Below are 21,966 nucleotides of genomic sequence, written 5' to 3'. Positions count from 1 at the left end.
CATGCGTCGCCGCTGCTTCTGGCCCCTGTCCCTGATCCTGATCGCCGCGACGGCGGCGGCACCGCCCGAGCTGCCGCCCCTGAACGCCCGGGTCGCGGCGTTCGCCCGCGATCACCTGGGCAAGCCGGTCGGCGACGGCATCTGCACCACCCTGGCCATCGAGGCCCTCCGCGAGGCTGGGGCGAAGCCCGCCCCGCTCGACGAGCCCGACGGCCAGTACCGCTGGGGCACCCCGGTCGATTCGCTGGCCGATGCCCTGCCCGGGGACATCCTCCAGTTCCAGGATGCCGTCTTCGAGTGGAAGCAGACCACCGGCCGGCGTCGCGAGTACTGGCACCTCGAATACAAGCACCACACCGCGATCGTGGCGAAGGTCGCGGATCGCGGCCGGCTCGTGACGATCCTCCATCAGAACGTCGAGACGAGGGGACAGGACCCCGCCCGCAAGGGGGACGTCCAGGAGACCACGCTCCGGATGGGCTCGCTCCGCCCCGGCGGCACGGTCCGCGCCTATCGGCCGATGGAACGCCCATCGAAGGGGGAGCCGCGGACGGACGGCGAGGGGCCGGGCCCGGATCGCTGACCCGCCTCCGCCTTGCCGGTCGGCCGGAATCGAGGGATGATGGTCGCATCCCCGCCCAGGATGATGCCGATCCGATGCCCCGACGCATCGACCGGCCGCCATCGACGGTCCGCGCGAACCCAGCAAGAGCCCACTCCCATGAGACGACGCATCGTCCTGATCGTCCTGTTGACCGGCCTGGCGCCGGTCCGATGGCCCGCGCCCGCCGCCGCCCTGGAGGCCGCGAAGCCGATCCGGGCCCTGCTGGTCGCCGGCGGTTGCTGCCACGACTACCAGAAGCAGAAGACCCTGATGACCCAGGGGGTCTCGGCCCGCGCCAACGTCGAGTGGACCATCATCCATCAGGGCGGATCCACCACCGACGCCAAGATCCCCCTGTATGAGAACCCCGACTGGTCCCAGGGCTTCGACGTGATCGTCCACGACGAATGCTTCTCGGGCGTGACCGACCCGGCCTGGGTTCAGGGGATCCTGAAGCCGCACAAGGCGGGGCTGCCGGCCGTCGTCCTCCACTGCGCCATGCACTCGTACCGCGACAAGACCGACGAGTGGTTCCGGTTCCTGGGCGTGACCTCGCACGGGCACGGGGCGAACTACCCGTTCCGGGTCGAGAACCTGGCCAAGGCCGACCCGATCATGGAAGGGTTCGGCGACTCGTGGATGACGCCCAAGGGGGAGCTGTACCTGATCAGCAAGCTGTGGGACACCGCCACGCCGCTGGCCCACGCGCGGAGCCGCGACACCAAGAAGGACGAGGTCTGCATCTGGACCAACGCCTACGGCCCCCAGAAGACGCGGATCTTCGGCACCACGCTCGGCCACCACAATGAGGAGGTCTCCGACCCGATCTTCCTGAACCTGCTCACGCGGGGCCTCCTGTGGTCGGCGGGCAAGCTCGACGCCGCGTACCTCAGGCCGGCCGCCGCCCAGTCCGCCGCCCCCGCCCCGAAGAAGGCCGAGGACCTGGCCCGGGGCAAGACCGCGACGGCCTCGTCGTCCCAGGACGACGCCAAGAAGCCCGAGTTCGCCGTGGACGGCGACGACGACTCGCGCTGGTGCGCCGACGGAGGCTCGCCCGACCAGTGGCTCCAGGTCGACCTCGGCAAGCCCGAGACCCTGACCGGCTGCCGCGTCCTCTGGGAATTCGAAGGCCCCTACCGCTACAAGGTCGAAGGCTCGGCCGACGGCAAGGCCTGGGCGATTCTCTCCGACCAGACCAAGGCGTCCGCGACCGATGCCGACCGGACTCACAAATTCGACGCCCGGGGGATCCGCCACGTCCGGCTTTCCGTCACGTCGTTGGGCGAGGGGCAGTGGGCCAGCCTGTACAGCTTCGAGGTCCTGGGCACGAAACTGATCGAGCCCGGGTCGGCGAAGGCCGCGGCGGCCCCCGGCAAGAAAGTGTTGGCCGGGGTCAAGGTTCCCGCCGGCTTCACCGCCACGGCGTTCGCCGCCCCGCCGGAGATCAGCTATCCGACCTGCCTGGCCGCCGCACCCACCGGCGAGGTCTACGTCGCGATCGACGAGAACGGCTCGCTCGACGCCAAGGGGAACCGGGGCCGCGTGGTCCGCTGCGTCGACAAGGACGGCGACGGGCAGGCCGACACCTTCACCACGTTCGCCGAGATGGACAGCCCGCGCGGGATCGTGGTCGACGACCGGACGGTCTACGTCCTCCACCCGCCGATGCTGACCGCATTCCATGACGACAATGGCGACGGCAAGGCCGACCGCTCCGACGTGCTGGTCAAGGGGATCGGCTTCGACCTCAAGTTCCGCGGTGCCGACCACACCACCAACGGCATCCGCCAGGGGATCGACGGCTGGATCTACGTCGCCGTGGGGGACTACGGCTTCATCAAGGCCGAGGGGAAGGACGGACGGACGCTGCCGTTCCTCGGGGGCGGGATCGTCCGCGTCCGCCCCGACGGATCGGGGCTGGAAGTGGTCTCGCGCGGCCAGCGGAACATCTACGACGTCGCCATCGACCCCCGGATGAACCTGTTCACCCGCGACAACACCAACGACGGCGGCGGCTGGGACGTCCGGCTCAGCCACGTGATCCCGACCGGGAACTACGGCTACCCGTCGCTGTTCACCCGGTTTAATGACGAGATCGTCCAGCCTTTGGCCGACTACGGCGGGGGCTCGCCGTGCGGCTCGCTCTATCTCCAGGAGCCGGGCTTCCCCCAGGGCTTCGGCGACACCCTCTACACCTGCGAGTGGGGCCGGGGCGGGATCTTCCGCCACCCGCTCACGCCCAGCGGCGCCGGGTTCAAGGCCGGGCAGGAGATGTTCGTCGAGATGCCCCGCCCGACCGACATGGACGTGGACGGCCAGTCCCGGATCTACGTGTCGAGTTGGCGCGACGGCGGCTTCACCTACTCCAAGCCGGACGTCGGCTACGTGATCCGGATCACCGCCGACGGCGACGCCCAGCCCGCCTTCCCCGACCTCAAGAAGGCGACCCCCGGCCAGCTCGTCCAGCACATCGGGTCGCCGAAGAGCGCCGTGCTCCGCCAGGCGGCCCAGCGCGAGTTGCTGAGGCGGGGGGTCGATCCCGCTTCCGCCCGGAAGCTGGAGGCGCTCGCCACGATCGACCTGCCGCTGGCCGGCAAGGTCGCCGCCATCTTCACCCTCAAGCAGGGGCTCGGTGCCAAGGCGGACGACGCCCTGGTGCGGATCGCCGGGAAGCCGGACGTCCGCGAGTTCGCCCTCAAGGCGCTCGCCGACCGGGTCGAGGACGCCGCGACCACCCCGATCGAGCCGTTCGTGGCGGGCCTGGAAGACAAGGATCCCCGGGTCCGGCTCCAGGCGGTGATCGGCCTGGGCCGGCTGGGCCGGCTCGAACCGGCGGCGAAGCTCGTCGGGCTGACCGCCGACGCCGACCCGCTGATCGCCCACGCCGCGATCAAGTCGCTGGCCGCCCTCCGCGCCGTGGATGCCTGCGTCGCGGCCCTGCTCGGCCCGGATGCCGCGAAGCTCGCCTACGGCGCGACGCATGCCCTCCAGGCGATCCACGAATCCGGGTCCGTCGCCGGTTTGGCCCGCGTCATGGAAACTTCCCGGGACGACGCGGTGAAGCTGGCCGCCTTCAAGGCCCTGTGCCGGCTCCACGCGACCGAATCCCCCTACGAGGGGAAGTGGTGGAGCACCCGGCCCGACACCAGCGGCCCGTACTACAATCCCACCTCGTGGGAGGGGACCGAGGCCGCCGACCGGGCCCTCCGCGCCGCCCTGAAGCAGGCCGATGAGGCCACGGCCCGGCGCTACCTGGCCGAATTGCTCCGCCACAAGATCGACTTCGAGGATGCCACCCCGATGGCCCTGCGGTTGGCCGACAAGGATGCGACGTTGCGGGCGGCGTCCATCGACCTGATGGCGAGCCGCCCCGCCCTGGCCGCCGACGCGGTCAAGTTCCTCGGGTCGATCGCAGCGGCCGATGCCGATCCGGCCCTCCGGGTCCGGGCGCTCCGCGCCCTGATGCGGCACAACAAGGAGGCGGAGGCCCGCGACGCGGCCCAGGACATCCTGGCGTCGATCGGTGCGAGCAAGAACCCCGCGACCGATCTCCTCGGCCTGTGGCGCGAGTCGCTCCAGGGGGCCGGCAACAACCGCGACCTCGCCGCCATCGTCGAGCGGGCCAACGGGGACGACGCCGGCCAGAGCATCCTGGCCTTCGGCCGGCTCCTCCACATCGCCAACAACCCCAAGGCGGCGCCGGCCCGGGTCGCCGAGGCCCAGAAGGCCCTCGACCTCGCCTGGAAGGACCCGGCGTCCGCCGCCCGCCTGCTGAGGGCCATCGGCCTGGCCCGGTCCAAGGATCAGGCGGTGAAGGTCACCTCGCTCCTGTTCGACATGCGGCCCGAGATCAGGACGGCCGCCGAGTTCGCGGCCCGGGCACTGGACCTCCCGACCACGGGGGCCAAGGCAAGCTCGGTCGATCCGTCGAAGACCCTCGCCAAGCTGCCGTTCGAGGGGGTCATCCCGGCCGTCCTGGCCGACCCCGGCGACGCCGCCCTCGGGGCCCGGCTGTTCCAGTCCCAGAGCTGCATCAACTGCCACACCGTGGCCAAGTCCGACCCGGTCAAGGGGCCGTACCTGGGCGACATCACCAACCGCTACAGCCGGACCGAGCTGGCCGAGTCGATCCTCCGGCCCAGCGCCCGGATCTCCCAGGGCTTCGAAACCCAGAAGATCGCCACCGTCGCCGGCCAGGTGATCGAGGGTTTCGTGTCCCGCGAGTCCGGCGACGAGTTGGAGCTGCGCAACGCCACCGGGGCCCTGGTCCTGATCCCCAAGTCCGAGATCGACGAACGCGGCAAGTCCGAGCAATCGATCATGCCCAACGGGCTGCTCGACCCGCTCACGCCCCACGACCTCGCCTCGCTCCTCGCCTACCTCGAATCGCTGAAGAACAAGTAAGCCTTCACGCGAGGGGATTCCCCCGGCCGGGTCCCGATAAGGCCCGGCCGGGCGACCGCAAGCGCTCGACGAGCAACGACGCATCCCGCGGAGATGATCGGCCATGCGGACGACCTGGCTCTTTCCCTGGATCGCGCTGGCGCTGGTGGCGCTGGTGGCGCCCGTCCCGGCCGCCGACGGCCCGCTCGCGCCCGAGGCGTCGCTCGCCCGGTTCAAGACGCCGCCCGACCTGGCGATCGACCTCGTCCTGTCGGAGCCCGAGATCACCCAGCCGGTGTTCCTCGACTTCGACGAGCGCGGCCGGCTCTGGGTCGTCGAGTATCGCCAGTACCCCGCGCCGGCGGGGCTGACCCTGCTGAGCAAGGACAGCTTCTGGCGCGCCGTCTACGACAAGGTCCCGCCCCCGCCGCCGGCGGGCCTTCGCGGGCTGGACCGGATCACGATCCACGAGGACACCGACGGCGACGGCCGGCCCGACCGGCACAAGACCTTCGTCGATGGCCTGAACATCGCCACGGCCTGCGCCCGGGGCCGGGGCGGCGTCTTCGTCCTCAACCCACCCTACCTCCTGTTCTACGCCGACCGCGACAACGACGACCGCCCCGACGGCGACCCCGAAGTGCTGCTCGAAGGGTTCGGGCTGGAGGACACGCATTCGGTCGTCAACAGCCTGCGTTGGGGCCCGGACGGCTGGCTCTACGCGGCGCAGGGCAGCACCGTCACGGGCCGGGTCCGCCGCTTCGGGTCGGCCGAGGAGCCGGTCCACTCCCTGGGCCAGCTGATCTGGCGCTACCACCCCGAGACCCGCCGCTACGAGGTCTTCGCCGAGGGGGGCGGCAACGCCTTCGGGGTCGAGATCGATCGCAAGGGCCGGATCTACTCGGGCCACAACGGGGGCGACACCCGGGGCTTCCACTACGTCCAGGGGGGGTATTACCGCAAGGGGTTCGACAAGCACGGGCCGCTCTCCAACCCCTACGCCTTCGGCTACTTCGACGCGATGAAGCACGCCAAATCCGCCCGCTTCACCCACAACTTCGTGATCGAGGAGGGGGACAACCTGCCGCCGGCGTATCGCGGCAAGCTGTTCGGGATCGACCCGCTGCAAAGCCACGTCGTCCTGAGCGACGTGATCGGCGACGGCTCGACCTTCCGCACCGCCGACATCGGCTTCCCGGTCACGACCGACGACCGCTGGTTCCGGCCGGTCGACATCAAGGCCGGGCCCGACGGGGCCCTCGTCGTGGCCGACTGGTACGACGGCCAGATCACCCATACCCGCAACTACCAGGGGCAGATGGACCGGAGCAACGGCCGGGTCTACCGGCTCCGCGCGGCCGGGGCGAAGCCGGTCGCGCCGTTCGACCTCTCGCGAAAGACGACCGACGAGTTGGTCGACCTCCTCCGCCACCCGAACCGCTGGCATCGCCAGGTCGCCCTCCGCCTGCTCGGCGACCGCCGGGACGCATCGGCCCGGCCCCGACTCCGGGCGATGGCCGAGGGGGGGACCGGCCAGGATGCGCTCGAAGCCCTGTGGGGCCTCCACCTCTCGGGCGGATTCGACGATGAGGCCGCCGCCCGCCTGCTCGGCCACGCCGACCCGTTCGTCCGGCTCTGGACGATCCGCCTGCTCGGCGACGAGCGTCGGGCCTCGCCTACGATCGCCGAGGCCCTGGGCCGGTTGGCCCGGGACGAGCCCGCCGTCGAGGTCCGGGTCCAGCTGGCGGCCACGGCCCGGCGGCTCCCCGCGACGGACGGGCTGCCGATCGTCGGGAGCCTGATCGCCCGCGACGAGGACGCCTCCGACCCGTTTCAGCCGCTCCTGATCTGGTGGGCGATCGAGGCGAAGGCCGACTCCGACCGCGAGGCGGTGCTCGGGCTGTTCCGGGGGCCGGAGACCTGGTCACGCCCCATCGCCCGGGACGCGATCGTCGGGCGGCTGATGCGCCGGCTGGCCGCGACGGGCACGCGGAAGGACCTGCTCGCCTGCGTGGACCTGCTCCGGCTGGCCCCGGGGCCGGACGACGTCCGGAGGCTGATGATCGGCTTCGAGGCCGCGTTCGCCGGGCGGGCCGTGGCGGGGCTCCCGCCCGAGCTGGCCCGGGCGATGGCGAGCCTGCCCGGCGGCTCGATCCTGCTCGGACTCCGCGAGGGGGACCCGAAGGCGGTCGACGCCGCCCTGGCGATCCTCGACGACGACCGGGCGGACGCGGCCCGGCGGCTCCGCTGCGTCCAGGTCCTCGGCGAGGTCGACCGGCCCCGGGCCGTGCCCGCCCTCACCCGGCTGGCGACGCGGTCGGCCGACCCGACGCTCCGGGGCTCGGCCCTGGTCGCCCTCCGCCGCTATGCCGACCCGGCCATCGGCGACGCCGTGGCCGCGACGCTCGGCGACCTGACCCCCGACCTCCGCGCCGAGGCGCTGGAGCTGCTCGCCACCCGGCCCGCCTGGGCGCTCCGGCTGGCCCGGGCCGTCGACTCCGGCCGGGTCGATCCGAAATCCTTGCCACCCGATATCGTCCAGCGCCTGCTCCGGCACCGCGACCCGGACCTCATCGCCCTGATGAAGGCGCACTTCGCCGACGTCCGGCCGTCCACCCCGGCCGAGTTGCAGGCCGAGATCGACCGCGTCGCCGCCGTCCTCCGCGCCGGGCCGGCCGACCCCCGCGCGGGCGAGAAACTCTTCGTCGAGCGATGCTCGGGCTGCCACTCCCTGTTCGGCAAGGGCGGCCGGGTGGGCCCGGACCTGACCTCGTACCGCCGCGATGACCTCGACGCGATGCTCCTCCACGTCGTCAACCCGTCGGCCGAGATCCGCGAGGGGTACGCCGGCGTCGACGTATCGACCGCCGATGGCCGCTCGCTGTCCGGGGTCCTGATCGACCAGGATCCCCGGTCGATCACCCTCCGGGGCGGCGACGGCCGGGACGTGGTCATCCCCCGCGACCTCGTCGAGGAGATGGCCGCCGCCCGCAAGTCCCCCATGCCCGAGGGGCTGCTGGGCAACCTCGCCGACGACCGGCTCCGCGACCTGTTCGCCTACCTGCGCTCGTCCCAGCCGCCCAAATGAGCCGGCCGGCCGGGGTCAGGCGGCGTAGTGGCCGGACACCTTGCGAATCGCCCCGGCCAGGCTCCGGATGTAGTCCTCGCCCATCCCCTCGTGGATCGTGATCCGCACCCCCGAGGCGAGGATGGCCTCGGCCTCCGGGCAGGAGGCCTTGGTGTAGTCCATCGCGGTGAGGCCCATCTCCTTGACCGGCCAGCGGCCGGCGAAGAAGCCGTGGTTCCGGAAGACCGGGTTGCCGTAGAGCGGCACGGGGATGTATCCGGCGGAGGCCGGGACGCCCTCGGCCACCAGCGCCTTGACGAACTCCGCCCGGTCGCACTTCATGGCGCCGGGCTTGACCCGCATCATGGAGAACCAGTAGGTGCACCGGTCCTCCGGGCGGACCCGATGGGGCACCAGCCCGGGGATGCCGGCGATCCCTTCGTTCAGCAGGTTACCCAGCCGTGAGCGATTCGCGGCGATCTCCTCCAACCGGTCGAGCTGGGCGGCGGCCACGGCGGCCTGGGGCTCGCTCATCCGATAGTTCGGGGCGAGGGCCTCGAACAGCCCACCCTTGCCGAGCCGGTCCAGGCCCTTGTCGCCGAACCGTTGCAAAAGCGGCCCGAACCGGTCGTCGCCCGAGGCCACCACGCCGCCGTCGCCGCAGGTGACGTGCTTGGAGTTCTGGAGCGAGAAGCAGGCGATGTGGCCCACGGTGCCGACCGGCCACTCGCCGTAGCGGGCCCCCCAGGCCTGGGCGCAGTCCTCGATGAGGACGAGGTTGTGGCGGTCGGCCAGGGCCTTCAGGGCGGCCAGGTCGCAGGGGTTCCCGGCCAGGTGGACCGCGATGATCGCCCGGGTCTTGGGAGTGATCCGCCGGGCCACGTCCTCGGGGTCGAGGTTGTAGGTGTCCCGGACGAGGTCGGCGAAGACCGGGACGCCCTGCTGGTACAGGACGCCGATCACCGTCCCGATGTCGGTGATCGGGGCGGTGATGACCTCGTCGCCCGGCCCGATCCCGGCCGCCGCGACCGCGATGTGGAGCGCGGCGGTCCCCGACGAGCAGGTTGTGACGTACTCCAGCGGGCAGGACCGGCGGAACCGCTCGATCAACAGAGCCGTCTGCGGCCCCTTCCAGCCGAACAGCGAGTCCTGGCCGAGCATCGCGTTCAGCCGTTCGCGCTCGGGCTCGCCCCAGCGGGCGAGCTTGGGGGGCGCCTCGCCCACGGCCTTCTCGCCGCCGTGGAGGGCGAGCTTCGCCTCCGGCGCCGCGCCAGCCTCCGCCCCGATTGCGGCGAGGCCGAAGGCGACCGACGAGGCGGCCAGGAAGTCGCGGCGGGTCACGATCTCATCGGGATTCATGGGTCGATCCTCCGGGCTTCGGCCTTCGGTCAGGGCTCGGGCCAGGTCAGCAGGCGGCGGGCGTTGCCCTCCCGGATGGCCCGGGCTTGCGGGTCGGCCAGGGGAGACTCGCGGAGCTTCATCGCGGCCGACTCGGGATAGAAGAACGGGGCATGCGTCCCGAACAGGACCCGATCCTCGGGCACCGCCTTGAGCAGGTTGGCCACCCCGGCGACCCCTTCCAGCATGGCGATGTCCACCGACACGTCGCCAGCCCGGAACAGGGCCGCGAGCTTCTCCCCTTTCAGGAGCGTCAGGGCATTGAGCAGGAGCACCCTCGCCCCGGGCGTCTTTTCCAGCAGCCCCGCCAGGGGCGTCGTGTCCACCGGGGGCACGATCAGCCGGGGGTGCATGGTCCGCTGGTCTTCCATGATCAGGGGGATCGCCACGACGAGCCTTCGCGTGGCGGCGAGGCCCAGTAGCCGGGCGAAGGCCGGATGGTCGAGCCCGTAGCCGTGGTAGGCCGGATAGACGCGGATGCCCGGCATCCGGTGGTCCTCGGCGCAGCGCCGCAGGTCTTCCTCCCAGTCGGGCAGGAGCGGGTTGACCGTCCCGAACGGGACGAGGCGAATGGCCGAGATCTCGCGGCACTCCCGGGCCAACCGATCGTTGGCGGAGGCGAGATCCTTGTGGAGCAGGCCGTCAAAAGTTCCCGCCCACGCCTCCTCCACGCCGAGCGATCGCAGTTTGGCGGCGAGCTTGCCCGTCTCGTCCAGCGGGAGCCGGCGGGTGGGCCAGCGCGACAGGTTCACGTTCGCATCGACGATCCGGCCGGTCATGGCTTCACCCCCTTCGCGGCCAGGATGGGGGCGAGCAGGCGTTTGAGGTTGCCGGCCAGGATGAGTTTTTTGGCTTCGCCCGGGAGGTCGGCCCCGGTCACCTTGGCCAGTTGCGAGGCGAAGCTCCGCCCGCCAGCATCGCTGCCGTAGACCACCCGTTCCGCCCCCAGCTCGCGCACGGCCATCTCGGTGATCCCGGCCGTCGGGTCGCCGCCGGCCAGGTCCACGGCGACGTTCGGGAGCGAGCGGACAGCCCGGATGCCCGGCTCCCAGTCCGCCCCGGAGTGGCCGCACAGGAACGAGGACCCGGGGTGCCTGGCGGCCAGCTCGGCCAGATCCATGGGGGTCGACTCGCCGGGGAGGTTGCCGGCGACCTTCATCCAGGTGTGCTGGAAGATCACCGCCTTGAGCGCCGAGGCCCGCTCGACGATCGGGTCGAGCCGGGGGTCGTTGGCCCGGACGGCGACCCACAGCTTCACGCCGACCATCGGGCCGTCGCGGACGCAGCGGTCGATCTCCGCGAGGCTCGCCTCGGCGTGCTTCGGGTTGAGGTAGACGAATCCGAACGCCCGGTCGTGCCAGTGGTTGAGGGCCTGGAGCACCTGGTCGTTCTGCCGCCTCATGTCGTCGGGAGACGGGTCGTGGGACCAGGGGAACCCCATGTAGACGCACACCCGCTCGATCCCCATCCGCTCGGCGGACGACATCAGCGCGGCCATGACCTCGTCGGGGGTGCGGCCGGGGACACCGGACAGGTGGGTGTGGAGGTCCCAGATCGGGAACGAGGGCGGGCCGGTCATTCCTGGAGCCCCAGCAAGAAAGAAATCAGGTCGGCCATCTCCTGCGGGGCGATCCGCCCCTCCAGCCCCTCGGGCATGAGCGACTTGCCCGTGCCGACGATCCCCTCGACCTCCGATCGTAGGACGGTCTCGGGGACGCCGCCGGCCCCCACGAGGGTCAGGCTCGCGGCGGTCTCGCCGGCGATCAGCCCGCCCACGGTGCGGCCGTCGGACAGGGTCACCGCATAGTCCATATAATCGGGCGCGACCTCGCGGTTCGGGTCGACGATGTGGAGCAGCACCTCGTCGGGCGCCCGGCGCCGGATCGAGGCGAGGTTCGGCCCCACGGCGTTGCCCCGCTGGCCGAGCTTGTGACAGGCGATGCATTCGCGATCGAAGACCTTCTCCCCCCGGGCCCGGTCGGCGGGGAGGTCCAGGGCCGGGCGATACTTCGCGAAGGCTTCCCCCCTCGGGCCGGGGGAGGCCCCGCCGAACAGGGCCCTGGCCAACGCCTGGGTCTTCGGGTCGCGGTCGGCCAGGAGCCGTGTCCGGTTGGCGGCCGGGATGACCGAGGCCGGGACGGCGCCGGATTCGACCGCCGCCAGCAGGGCCGAGGCCCAGGCGGGCCGCGAGAGCAGGCGGGCGATCACCTCGGCCCGTGTCGCGGGGGAGAGGCCCGGCCATCGCCCGATCAGGAGCGGGGCGACCTCCGCATCCGGGAACTTCGCCAGGGCCCGGGCCGCCGCGACCTGGATCGCCTGCGGCTGGCCCGGCACCAGCAGCGGGCCGAGGGCGTCGCGGGCCCGGCCGAAATCGTCCAGGGCCAGCAGGGCGATGGCCCGCTCGCGGCGGGCGGGCGGGGCCTGGTCGTCGCGGGCCGCGCCGGCCGCGTCGGCCAGGGTCGATCGCACCAGCCCGGCGGCGTCGGGATCCCGGGCCGCCGCGGCGAGGACGCTCACCCGCCCGACCCGGCCGAGCCCCTCGCCCAGCCCCAGCAGGATCTCCTCGCGGGCCTCGGCCGTGAAACCGTCGCGGAGGCGACCGAGCAGGCCGGAAGCGGCCCCGAGGTCGCCCGCCGCCCCGACCTGGCCGGCCAGGGACTTCAGGACCAGGACCGCATCCGGTGGGAGGCCCGCGCGGTCTCCGGCAGTGATCGCGAAGAACAGCGGGGCCGCGACCTCCGAGGCCGAGCTGAGCACCGCCGTGCGGATCCAGGCGTCGCCCGCGTCGCGGGCCGCGATCGTCGCGAGGGCCGGGACCGCGTCCGGCCCGGAGTTCGCGATCTCGCCCAGGCTGAACGCGACCTGGAACCGGACCCGCGCCGCCGGGTCGGCGGCCAGGGCCACGACCTTGCCCCGGAGCGGGGCCGACTTCGCCAGCCTCGGCTCCGCCAGCGCCACGGCATGCTCGCGGACGCCCGGGTCCGGGTCGTTGAGCGCGACCAGCAGGTCGGCATCGTCCAGCCCGCCGAGCCCGTCGAGCGACCGGAGCGCGTGGAGCCGGCCGAGCGGCTCCTTGCTGTCCCGGAGCAGGGCCCGGAGCGGCGCGATCGCCCCCCGGTCCTGCCGTTCGAACAGGAGCCGGTGGGCCGTGTCGCGGTGCCAGGCGTTGGGGTGTTCCAGCAGGGCCACCAGGGCGGCGGTCGTGGCCTCGGAGAGTTTGGGAGTCGGCCGATGGGCGAATCCGGGCGGGGCCAGGCGGTAGATCCGGCCGCGATCCTCGCCGCTCCGGAGGTCGAGCGCGGCCTTGATGTCGTCGGGGATCGACCAGGGGTGCTCGATCGTCTCGCGGTACATGTCCAGGACGTGGAGCGTGCCGTCCGGGGCGTTGACGAAGTTGACCGGGCGAAACCAGGTGTCGGTCGACGCGACGAACTCGGCCCCGTCGTCGGCGCGATGGGCGCGGAAGGTGACGCCGTCGGGCTCCACGGCCATCCGGTGGACGAGGTTGTTGGCGACCTCCCCGAGCAGCAATTGCCCGCGATACGCGGGCGGGTAGGCGTCCCCTCGGTAGGCGGTCAGCCCGCTGGCGGAGGTGAGGAAGCCGGCGCCGACCAGCTCGCTCCGGGGCATGACCTTGCCGCGTCCGGCCCAGCGCCGGGCCCGGAAGTCGCGCCAGGGCTCGGGCGGGCTGATCCGGAACATCGGGATCGAGTCGCCGGCCGGGGCGATGTCGTGCAGGGCTTTGGGCACCGCCAGCTTCGGGTTCCGGGCCAGGTAGCGGGCGGGCAGGACGACATGCTCGGCCGGGTTGCGGATGTCGCAGAGGAAGCGATTGCCCCAGTCGTCGAAGGTGTTGCCGAACCGGGCCCCGCCGGAGATCGCCTCGAACGACCGCGATCCCGGCGAGAACCGGAAGTCGCGGCGGAGGACCGTGACGGCTGCCGCCGCGGGATCATCGGCCGGCCGGACGTCGCCGCCGTTGCTCGACCCGGCCCCGTAGATGGCGTGGTCCAGGCCCCACTGGAGGTTGTTCATCACGGCCTGGACGTTGTACTTGCGGAAGCCTCGATAGACCTCCTCGCGGATCTCGGCCCGCCCGTCGCCGTCGGCGTCCTTGATGTACCAGATGCTCGGCGTGGCCGCGACGAAGGCCCCGCCCTTCCAGATCGCCACCCCGGTCGGCCACGACAGCTTGTCGGCCAGGATCGAGGCTTCGTCGAAGGTGCCGTCGCCATCCCGATCGACCAGCCGCTTGAGCCGGCCGACCGGCGGGTCGAGGGTGTTCTCGGCGAAGGGCTTGTCGTTCTCCGCCTTGACGTGGGGATAGTCGGACATCTCGACGACGAACAGCCGCCCGTCCTCGTCGTAGGCCGCCGCGACCGGGTCCATCACCAGGGGCTCGGCGGCGAGGAGGTCCATGCGGAAGCCGTCGCGGACCCGGAAGGTCGCCGCCGCCGCGGCCGGCTCGGTCGGCGGCGTGCGCGGGAAGGCCGGGGGGGCGTCCGTCCCCGGCTGGGCGAGCAGGGCGAGGCACAGCGGCAGGATCATGGCGGGTTCATCCTCGGTGACGGCCGGATTCTAGGCGAGCCGATCGCGGTGCGCCCAGACCTTCTCGAAGGCCCGGGCGTAGGCATCGATCAGCTCGGGCACCTCGCTCGTGAAGTAGGGGAGGGAGATGGCGGTCCGGTTGGCCTGGTCCGACCCGGGCAGGTCGGGGATGGCGGGCGGGTGGTGCCACAGGCCCGGCTCGCGATACAGGGCCATCGTGTGCTGGAGCGGGTAGCGATGGGCCCGGGCCCGGACCCCCTCGGCCCGCAGCGCCTTGATCAGGGCATCGCGGGAGATCCCCGCCTTCGATTCGTCCAGGGACAGGATGTTGGCGGAATAGTAGATCCGCTCCGTGCCGGCCTTCACCGGCGGCTCGGTCAGGCCGGGCAGGCGGGCGATCCGGTCGTTCAGGGCGCGGACCCGGGCCACGCCATGCCGGTTGCGGTCGTCGATCGTCCGCAGCTGGGCCCGCGCCAGCGCGGCGGCCATCGGGTGCATCCGCAGCTTGAGTCCCAGGCCGGTGCCGGCGTACTTGCGATAGGGGCTGTTCTCGGGGAACGACGGGGGGGCATCGGAATGGCCGAAGGTCGTCGCCCTCTCGTAGTCGGCGCGTTCCCGGTAGACCCCCATGCCGCCTTCCAGGGCCGGCAAGGGTTTGGAGGTCTGGTAGCTGAAGATCGACATCCGCCCCCAGGCGCCCATCTTCTTGCCCCGGTAGGAGGCCCCGTGGGCGTGGGCCGCATCCTCCAGGACGACGAGGCCGTGGCGGTCGGCGAAGTCCGTGACCTCGTCCATGGGGCAGGGCAGGCCCATCCAGTGCACCGGGAAGATCGCCCGGGTATGCCTGGTCAGCCGCTTCGCGGCGTCGTCGAGGTCGAGGTTCAGCGTCCGGGGATCGACGTCGACGAAGGCGGGCACCAGCCCGAACAAACGCATCGGCACGATCGTGGCGAAGAAGGTGTAGCTGGGGACCAGGATCTCGCTGCCCGGCGGGAGGTCCAGGGCGAAGAACATCGAGGCGATGGCCGAGGTCCCGTTGCAATGGGCCTTGGCGTGGGGGACCTGGAGGAAGCCCCGCCAGTCGGCCTCCAGCGCGGCGACCGGGCCGTAGTCGGGGTGGCGGAGGACATCCAGGACGGCCTTCTCCTCCTCCGGCCCGTAGATCGGCCAGCGTGACGCATCGGCGTGGGCCCGGTCCGACGCGGCGACGGCGGGCGGCCCGCCGAGCATCGCCGGCTCGTCGGCCGCCGATGTCGTCGGGAGCCCCGCCAGGCCGGCGGCGGCCGCCCCCGCCGACCTCAGGACATCCCGCCGCGTCCGCCGTTCGTCATCACCTCGCATCGTCGGGCCCTCCCCCGGCCTCATTGGGTTCGTTTTGGATCCGGGCGGGCCCGTCCCGCCGAGGCCAGCCACCGGGCGGCGTTGCCCCCGGCGATCAGGGCCTTCCGGTCGGCGGGCAGGTCCAGGACGTCGAGCTTGAGCAGGGCCGGGGCCGGGTCGTGGAACGGCATCCCGGTCCCGAAGGCGATCCGGCCGGGGCCGATCGCGTCCAGGAGGCCGGCGAACTCGTCGGACAGCAACGGGTCGATCCGCGAGAACTCCACCATGTAGTTGGCCGGCAGCCCGCCGTCCTTCCGACCGAGCGGGGACCGGGCGTAGCCAAGTCCGTTGAGCAGGATGAACCGGGCGTCGGGACGGGCGGCGATCAGGGCCGCGACCTCAGGGAAGCCGAGGTCGGGCACGTCGACCAGCCAGCTCCTCTGCCGGGGGTCCTCGACCCGGAACGGGATCGAGACGATCATCCCCCGGGCCGTCGCCGCGTCGATCAGGTCGAGGCAGGAGGCATCCGAAAGCTTGTAGTTGTGCCAGCGGGGGTAGAGGCGGAGGCCGACCATGCCCAGGCGTTCGTGGCAGGCCTTGAGGTCGTCCTCCCAGCCCGCATAGGCCGGGTTGATGACGGCGAACGGGGTGAGGCGGTCGCCGTGGGGGCCGATCGTTTCGGCCAGCTCCTCGTTGCCTTCCTGGGCGTTCCGATAGGTGATCGCGGCCGCGCTGGAGACGACGGCCCGGTCGATCTTCCCGGCATCCATCCGGCGGAGCAAGGCCGGGGCGGTGTGGTCGCGGAGCCGGCGGAAGGCGAACGGGCCGAGGTAGGCGTTGACGTCGACGATCATGAGCCCCGCCCCTTCAGGAGCGCCTCCATGTTCCCGCCCATGACCCGCGCCTCGTCGTCCGGCGCGAGCCCGGCGCCCCGGATCCGGCCGACCCCGGCGGTCATCGACATGTCGCAGCCGAACAGGAGCCGGCCCGCGCCCAGCACCTTCGCGGCCATCGCCACGACCCCGGCGTCGAGGACGCTGCCGCTCATGTCGAGATGGACGCTGGGCGCGTGGCGGAGCGCCCGGATCGTCCACTCCCAGTCGCCCCCGCCGCAGGCATGGGCGCAGATCAGGCGGGCCTCGGGATAGCGGGACGCGAGCACGGCGAGGTCGCCGCCGTCGGAGATCAACGGCTGGTCGTCCAGGCGGTAATGGAGGTGCCCGGCGTGGTGGAGGATCGGCACGCCCAGCTCGATGGCCAGTTCCACGATCGGGGCCACGATCGGGTCGGTGCACTTCCGCTCGTTGTAGAGCTTGATCCCGATGAACCCCTCGCCGACCCGGCGGCGGATCTCCTCCAGCGCCTCGGCCTGATACATGGGATTGACGTAGCAGTAGCCGAGCACGCGTCCGGGGAACCGCTTGATCCCGTCGGCCGTCCAGCCGTTGCATTCCCGGAAGCCCTCGGCCGAGGACGGGCGCTTGGGCGTGAGGGTCGAGCAGCAGAGCTTGTCGATCCCGAGCCGGTCCGCCGCGGCGATCAGCCTCCGGTCGTCCCGATCCCAGTTCGGGAGGCTCCGGTGCTGGAGGTGGGCGTGGCAGTCGATCACCGGGGGCCGGCGGGCCGGTTCGTCGGCCCGGACCAGGGTCGATCCGGCCGGGCCCGCGATCAAGGCCGGGGCGGCCACGGAGGCGGCGACGGCCCGGTTCAGGAACGATCGTCGCGAACGGGGGCGGTCCTCGCTCATGCCGGACGGGTCTCCACGGGGCGGGGCCGGGTGGGCGTAGGGCGGGCCGGCGTGGGCCGGTCCGGCGATCTTAGGGCATGGCCGGGCCCGGGTCGATGCCCTGCCCGGGAATCCGGGACGCCGCGACGGCCGGCTCCGGCCCGGGGGTTTACACCCCGCCGGTCCCCTCCAGGAACGGCACGGCGAACCCCCGGGCCACCAGCTCGTGGTTGAAGTCCACTGCGGTGCCGGGCGTGCCGGCCCCATCGTCGGCCACCCAGACGCGGGCGAGCCAGCGGCCGAAGGCATCGCTCCGGGACGTGCGGATCACCACGTCCCGGCCTTCCAGCCGCCCACGGGCGTAGTCGCGGGCCGCCAGCCCGGACGGGCGCGACGGCCCATGCATCTCCGGGGCGTTGACGTCGACGAGGCGGAGCCGCTGGGTCGTGGAGAGCAGGAGGCCGAGGTCGAGCGCGACGTCGAGCGTGTCGCCATCGATGACCCGGAGGACGCGGCCGTTGTAGACATAGGCCTGGGACGGGCAGGGCTGGGGATTCATGGGGGAACTCGGCGCAGGGGATCGGGCCGCCGGCCGCGCGATGCGACCGGCCATCATCCCTGCGGCCACGCCGCTCGCTTTCGCCGTGCGGGGACGGCCGGGGCGCGGCCGCCGGCCCGACGCGGGTCGATCGGGCGGGCGGCCACTTTCCGATCCGCCGGGCCTCAGCCGAGCAGGCGATCGACCTCGGGCAACAGCCGGGCGAAGTCGAGCTTCTGGGGACAGGCCTCCCGGGCGGCGGCGAGGTCGGCGCCCGACCAGTCGCGGTGCGAGGCGGCCAGGGCGGCATACTGCCGACGGGCCTCGGCGCGGTCGCCGTGGTGCTCGTGGTAGGTGTAGAACCGCGCCAGGTCGCCGAGCGCGGCGCCCGTCCCGGCGGCGGCCGAGCACCGGCCATCGCAGTCGGCGCAGAGGGTCGGGCCGTGGGCGAGCACGGCCTCCTTCAGGGCCCGGATGTCGGCGAGCTTGAGCGGCTCGAAGCGGCCGGCGGCGTCGACGTTCTCGCGGATCTGGTCGGTGTTGCGCATCGAGACGCAGACCGAGCTGATCCGCTCGTCGGTCCAGATGGCGTGGAGCAGCCCCTGGAACGGGGTGAGGTTCCGCTCGGCCAGGGCGGGGACGCGGGCCTTCACGTCGCCGAGCACGTCGTCCTTGGTCCGCGACTTGTCGCCCAGGAACTTGCCCGCCGTCTGCTTCATGGAGATCAGGCCGATCCCTTTCTCGTAGGCGAGGTCGAGCGCCCGGTTCAGCTCGGAGTCCTTCTCCAGGAACGGCGAGTACATCAGCATGATCGCGTCGACCACGCCGGTCTGGGCGGCGACCTTGATCATCTCGGCCCGGTCCTTGTGGTGGGCCGAGAAGCCGACGAACTTCGTCTTGCCCGACTTCTTCATGGCGTCGGCGGCCTTCGCGAACTCCGGGCTCCGGAGGAACCGGAGGGCCTCGTCGGTCGTGTGGTGGTCGCCCAGCCCGTGGACGAAGAACAGGTCCACCTGCTTGATGCCGAGCGTCTCGACCCGTTGGTCGAGCATGCCGACGAGCTGGCCCGGCTCCTTGGGCTCGTCCTTGGTGACGAGGAAGATCTCGTCGCGGACCTTCGGGTCCTGCTCGAACCACTTCCGGAACAGCGGCTCGTTGCCGTAGGCCTTGGCGGCGTCGAACATCCGGATCCCGCCCGAGAACGCGGCGCGGAAGATCCGGTCGATGGCCTCGCTCCGGACGGCCCCCTGGTTGAGGATCGTGACCTCGGCCCCGGTCCTGCCGAGCTTCCGCCGGGGCAGGACCCGTGGCTGGGCCGGCGCGGCCTTGTCCTGGGCCTGGGCCGCGGCGGCCCCGGCCGCGAGCACGGCGGCCGCCTGGAGGAAGCCGCGTCGGTCGGTCTCGGCCGGTCCCGCATGGTCCATCGTCCGCGCTCCTGGTTCGTGCCTCGCCCGGGGATCCGACTCGATGGCCCGCGGCGTTTGCCCCAGGATACCGGCGTGCCGGCCGACCGTCCAATCCCCGACCCGGCAATCGGGCCGCCGCCGATCCGCCCGGATCGACCCCGTTTCCAGCCGGCCCGGGGCGTGGGCAAGATGGGGACCGGCGGGGCGATCGCGGCGGCCCCGGATGCGATTCGCAAAAGGCGGAGGTCCTCGATGCGTCGACTCTGCACGATCCTGGCGACGGCCTGCTTCGCCCACGCCCTGGCGGCCGCCGACGAGGCGTCCCTCCTTCTCAAGCCCGATCGCGTCTTCGACGGCTCGGCCGAGGCGCCGCACCCGGGCTGGGTCGTGATCGTGGCCGGGGGGAAGGTCGCGGCGGCAGGGCCGGCGGCCGAGGTGGCGGTCCCGCCCGGAGCGAGGACCATCGAACTGCCCGGCACCACGCTCCTGCCGGGGCTCATCGACGCCCATTCGCACCTGCTCCTGCACCCCTACGACGAAACGAAGTGGGAGGATCAGGTCTTGCGGGAGCCCCTGGCGGAGCGCATCTGCCGGGCGACGGCCCACGCGAGGGCCGGGCTGCTGAGCGGCTTCACCACCCTGCGCGACCTGGGGACCGAGGGGGCGGGGTTCGCCGACGTCGGCATCCGGTCGGCCATCGACCAGGGGATCATCCCCGGCCCGCGATTGCTCGTGGCGACCCGGGCCATCGTCGCCACGGGCAGCTACGCGCCCCGGGGGTTTGCCCCGGAGCATGGTGGCCTGCCCCAGGGGGCGGAGGAGGCGGGGGGCGAGGGACTTCGGGCCGTGGTGCGGGGGCAGATCCGCGGCGGTGCGGACTGGATCAAGGTCTACGCCGACACCCCGCACGGCCCGACGCCGGGGGCGAAGCCCGCCTTCTCGACGGAGGAGCTGCGGCTGATCGTCTCCACGGCGAGGGACGCGGGCGTGCCGGTCGTGGCCCACGCCGAGTCGAAGGAAGGGATGCGCCGGGCGACGCTCGCCGGGGTCGAGACGATCGAGCACGGCGACGAGGGGGGCGCCGAGGAGTTCCGGCTGATGGCGCAGCACGGCGTGGCGTTCTGCCCGACCCTCGCTGCGGCGGAGGCCTACGACCGCTACGAAGGCATCGGGCCCCCGACCCGCTTCGATTCGCGGCGGATGAGCGAGAAACGCGCCAGCTTCCGGGCGGCCCGGGATGCCGGCGTGACCATCGTCAACGGCAGCGACATCGGCGTGTTCGCCCACGGCGACGGGGCCCGCGAGATCGAGCTGCTCGTGGAGTTCGGGATGACGCCGGCCCAGGCCCTCCGCGCGGCGACGGGCGTGGCCGCGCGGGTCCTGCATCGGGAGGGGAAGATCGGGGAGGTCCAGGCGGGCCGGCTCGCCGACCTCGTCGCGGTCGAGGGGGACCCGACGCGGGAGATCGGCGCCCTGCGCCGGGTGCGGCTCGTGATGAAGGGCGGCACGATCCACCGAGGGCCCTGAATCGAGAACGGCCCGATGCGCCGGTCAGGTCGACTTCGGCCGGGCGTACGATTCCAGGAACCCGCAGGAGACGCAGCGGAACGACGCGACCTCCATCCTCGCCTTGCCGCCTGTGTTGAGTCCCCTCCAGCCCAATCGCTCGGGCGCCCCCCGGATCCAGGTAGCCACGCCCTCGGCCCCATTGGTTGCTTCGAGGATGTATCCCTCTTCCATCGCCCCGGAGCACTTCATGCACTTCGGCGTCGTCATCGCAAGTTTCCCCGCAAGTGGAAATCCGCCACGCCCACGCGACTGGCCGGGCGAGGTCGGGCTTACTTGTCGGCCCGGGCCGTGGCGGCGGCGACCTGGCGGAGGTGGGCGGCGAAGTCGGCCGGGACATCGGGCGGGGCGAAGGTGACCTTCTCGGGCGAGGCATCGAAGATGGTCGCGTACCAGACCAGCCCGGCCAGGTAGCAGCCGGCGGGGCCGGCGTGGTGCGAGTCGAAGGCGAGTTTGCCGGCCTTCCAGTTGTAGCCGACGTGGAGCGAGCGCGACTGGTCGGGCAGAATCGGTTCCTTGGCGTGCTTGGGGTCGAAGGCGGGATCGGGCCGGTAGCCCCAGTCCGGGTCGATATCCACCGCGTGGAATGCGTCGCCGACGGGGATGAGGCCGAGGCCCAGGTCGGCGGCGACCCGACGATAGGCGGCCCGGGATTTCTCCCACATCTCGGCCTGATCCTTCGCATGCGTCCCCGGCCCCACGAAGCCCCAATCCCTGGAGTCGACGCGATAGGCCCACGTCTGATGCACGACGACCCGGGCCTGGGGCTGGAGCGTTAGGACATAATCGCGCAACTTCGTGGCGAAGGGCTGATACGTCTCCGGGTTGGGCGAGAACATCGAGTATTGCTGGATCGTCACGACATCCCAGCGGGTGTCGCCCATCAGCTCCTTGAGCGACTTGCCCGCGTAGATCTTCGCTTCCTTGGACTCCGGATCGGCCAGGGAGGCCTCCACCCCTTTCCAGTGCCGTTCCAGAGGGCATCCGCCGATCGTGGCGTGCTTGACGATGATCTCGTCATCGGCCGACCGGACGATATTCGGCAGGTATTTCAGGGCATTGCCCGAGAAGCTGTTGCCGATGGCGAAGACGCGGACCGTTTTCGCGTGCGCGGGGGACGCCGCGCACGCCAGGGCCAGGAAGGCGAAGAATGTCAGGAGGGGTCGCTTCACGGATCAAGCTCCGGCGGGTTACGGGGACGCCGATGGGTCGGGCGTGGGGGCGTGGTTTCGGGCCGGTGCGGCTCGCGGACTTGCATCGTATCCAGCCGGGAGGGTCGCTCCTAGGACCCCGATCGCAATCCGGCCGGCGGCGGGCCGCATCGATCCCTGGCACACCGGTTGCTTACCAGTCGGAACGACACACCAAGGCTCCGCATCCCCTGGACTCTTCCCCATACCGCCCTCTCGT

General features: G+C 72.0%; 15 protein-coding genes. 4 read left to right on the top strand and 11 right to left on the bottom strand.

All coding sequences use genetic code 11. The annotated features are described in order from the left end of the window. Position 1: 1 nt before the first annotated feature. The 3 genes from TA3x_RS03595 (at position 2) to TA3x_RS03585 (ending at position 8,075) form a co-directional block, all read left to right on the top strand. The gene (locus TA3x_RS03595) at positions 2 to 583 is read left to right on the top strand and encodes a hypothetical protein (RefSeq protein WP_435018734.1); all 582 of its coding nucleotides are present in this window, start codon (positions 2 to 4) and stop codon (positions 581 to 583) included. 138 nt (positions 584 to 721) lie between these two features. Next, entirely contained in the window at positions 722 to 5,008 is a 4,287-nt protein-coding gene (locus TA3x_RS03590) for a DUF7133 domain-containing protein (RefSeq protein ID WP_435018733.1), read from the top strand. Positions 5,009 to 5,111: 103 nt separating this feature from the next. After that, on the top strand, positions 5,112 to 8,075 hold the full coding sequence (locus TA3x_RS03585) for a PVC-type heme-binding CxxCH protein (RefSeq protein WP_435018732.1): 2,964 nt from the start codon (positions 5,112 to 5,114) through the stop codon (positions 8,073 to 8,075). Positions 8,076 to 8,090: 15 nt separating this feature from the next. Here the strand turns inward: TA3x_RS03585 and TA3x_RS03580 are convergent, their stop codons facing one another. The 9 genes from TA3x_RS03580 to TA3x_RS03540 form a co-directional block, all read right to left on the bottom strand. Further along, on the bottom strand, positions 8,091 to 9,413 hold the full coding sequence (locus TA3x_RS03580) for a DegT/DnrJ/EryC1/StrS family aminotransferase (protein WP_435018731.1): 1,323 nt from the start codon (positions 9,411 to 9,413) through the stop codon (positions 8,091 to 8,093). A 29-nt stretch (positions 9,414 to 9,442) separates the two neighbouring features. After that, a complete protein-coding gene (locus TA3x_RS03575) occupies positions 9,443 to 10,231 on the bottom strand; it encodes an amidohydrolase family protein (protein ID WP_435018730.1) in 789 nt (262 codons plus the stop codon). Further along, the gene (locus TA3x_RS03570; protein WP_435018729.1) at positions 10,228 to 11,031 is read right to left on the bottom strand and encodes an amidohydrolase family protein; all 804 of its coding nucleotides are present in this window, start codon (positions 11,029 to 11,031) and stop codon (positions 10,228 to 10,230) included. Before TA3x_RS03570 ends, TA3x_RS03575 begins: the two co-directional genes overlap by 4 nt. Next, positions 11,028 to 14,000, bottom strand: coding sequence for a PVC-type heme-binding CxxCH protein (locus TA3x_RS03565; RefSeq protein ID WP_435018728.1), 2,973 nt, complete (start codon positions 13,998 to 14,000; stop codon positions 11,028 to 11,030). Before TA3x_RS03565 ends, TA3x_RS03570 begins: the two co-directional genes overlap by 4 nt. 30 nt (positions 14,001 to 14,030) lie before the next feature. Further along, positions 14,031 to 15,341, bottom strand: a complete 1,311-nt coding sequence (locus tag TA3x_RS03560) for a DegT/DnrJ/EryC1/StrS family aminotransferase (RefSeq protein ID WP_435018727.1) — start codon at positions 15,339 to 15,341, stop codon at positions 14,031 to 14,033. Positions 15,342 to 15,361: 20 nt separating this feature from the next. Continuing rightward, positions 15,362 to 16,174 (bottom strand): amidohydrolase family protein, encoded by an 813-nt coding sequence (locus TA3x_RS03555; RefSeq protein WP_435018726.1) that lies wholly within the window; start codon positions 16,172 to 16,174, stop codon positions 15,362 to 15,364. Further along, positions 16,171 to 17,067: an amidohydrolase family protein gene (locus TA3x_RS03550; protein ID WP_435018725.1), complete on the bottom strand. Its 897-nt coding sequence runs from the start codon at positions 17,065 to 17,067 to the stop codon at positions 16,171 to 16,173. The genes TA3x_RS03555 and TA3x_RS03550 overlap by 4 nt, the downstream gene beginning before the upstream one ends. 148 nt (positions 17,068 to 17,215) lie before the next feature. Continuing rightward, on the bottom strand, positions 17,216 to 17,605 hold the full coding sequence (locus tag TA3x_RS03545) for a thermonuclease family protein (RefSeq protein ID WP_435018724.1): 390 nt from the start codon (positions 17,603 to 17,605) through the stop codon (positions 17,216 to 17,218). Between the two features lie 164 nt (positions 17,606 to 17,769). Continuing rightward, positions 17,770 to 19,008 carry an aldo/keto reductase gene (locus tag TA3x_RS03540; protein WP_435018723.1) on the bottom strand — a complete coding sequence of 413 codons (1,239 nt, stop codon included), beginning with the start codon at positions 19,006 to 19,008 and terminating at the stop codon, positions 17,770 to 17,772. 234 nt (positions 19,009 to 19,242) lie between these two features. Between TA3x_RS03540 and TA3x_RS03535 the strand changes: the two genes are divergently transcribed. Then, positions 19,243 to 20,517, top strand: a complete 1,275-nt coding sequence (locus TA3x_RS03535; protein WP_435018722.1) for a metal-dependent hydrolase family protein — start codon at positions 19,243 to 19,245, stop codon at positions 20,515 to 20,517. 24 nt (positions 20,518 to 20,541) lie between these two features. Here TA3x_RS03535 and TA3x_RS03530 read toward each other — a convergent pair whose 3' ends face one another. Then, positions 20,542 to 20,766 (bottom strand): hypothetical protein, encoded by a 225-nt coding sequence (locus TA3x_RS03530; protein WP_435018721.1) that lies wholly within the window; start codon positions 20,764 to 20,766, stop codon positions 20,542 to 20,544. A gap of 62 nt (positions 20,767 to 20,828) precedes the next feature. Continuing rightward, positions 20,829 to 21,728 carry a DUF4886 domain-containing protein gene (locus TA3x_RS03525; protein ID WP_435018720.1) on the bottom strand — a complete coding sequence of 300 codons (900 nt, stop codon included), beginning with the start codon at positions 21,726 to 21,728 and terminating at the stop codon, positions 20,829 to 20,831. Positions 21,729 to 21,966 lie beyond the last annotated feature (238 nt).

Origin of the sequence: Tundrisphaera macrotermitis (assembly GCF_051175315.1) — a bacterium.
GTDB lineage: Bacteria > Planctomycetota > Planctomycetia > Isosphaerales > Isosphaeraceae > Tundrisphaera.
The sequence above is the reverse complement of the archived record's forward strand: the minus strand, read 5'-3'. Positions and strand labels throughout refer to the sequence as shown.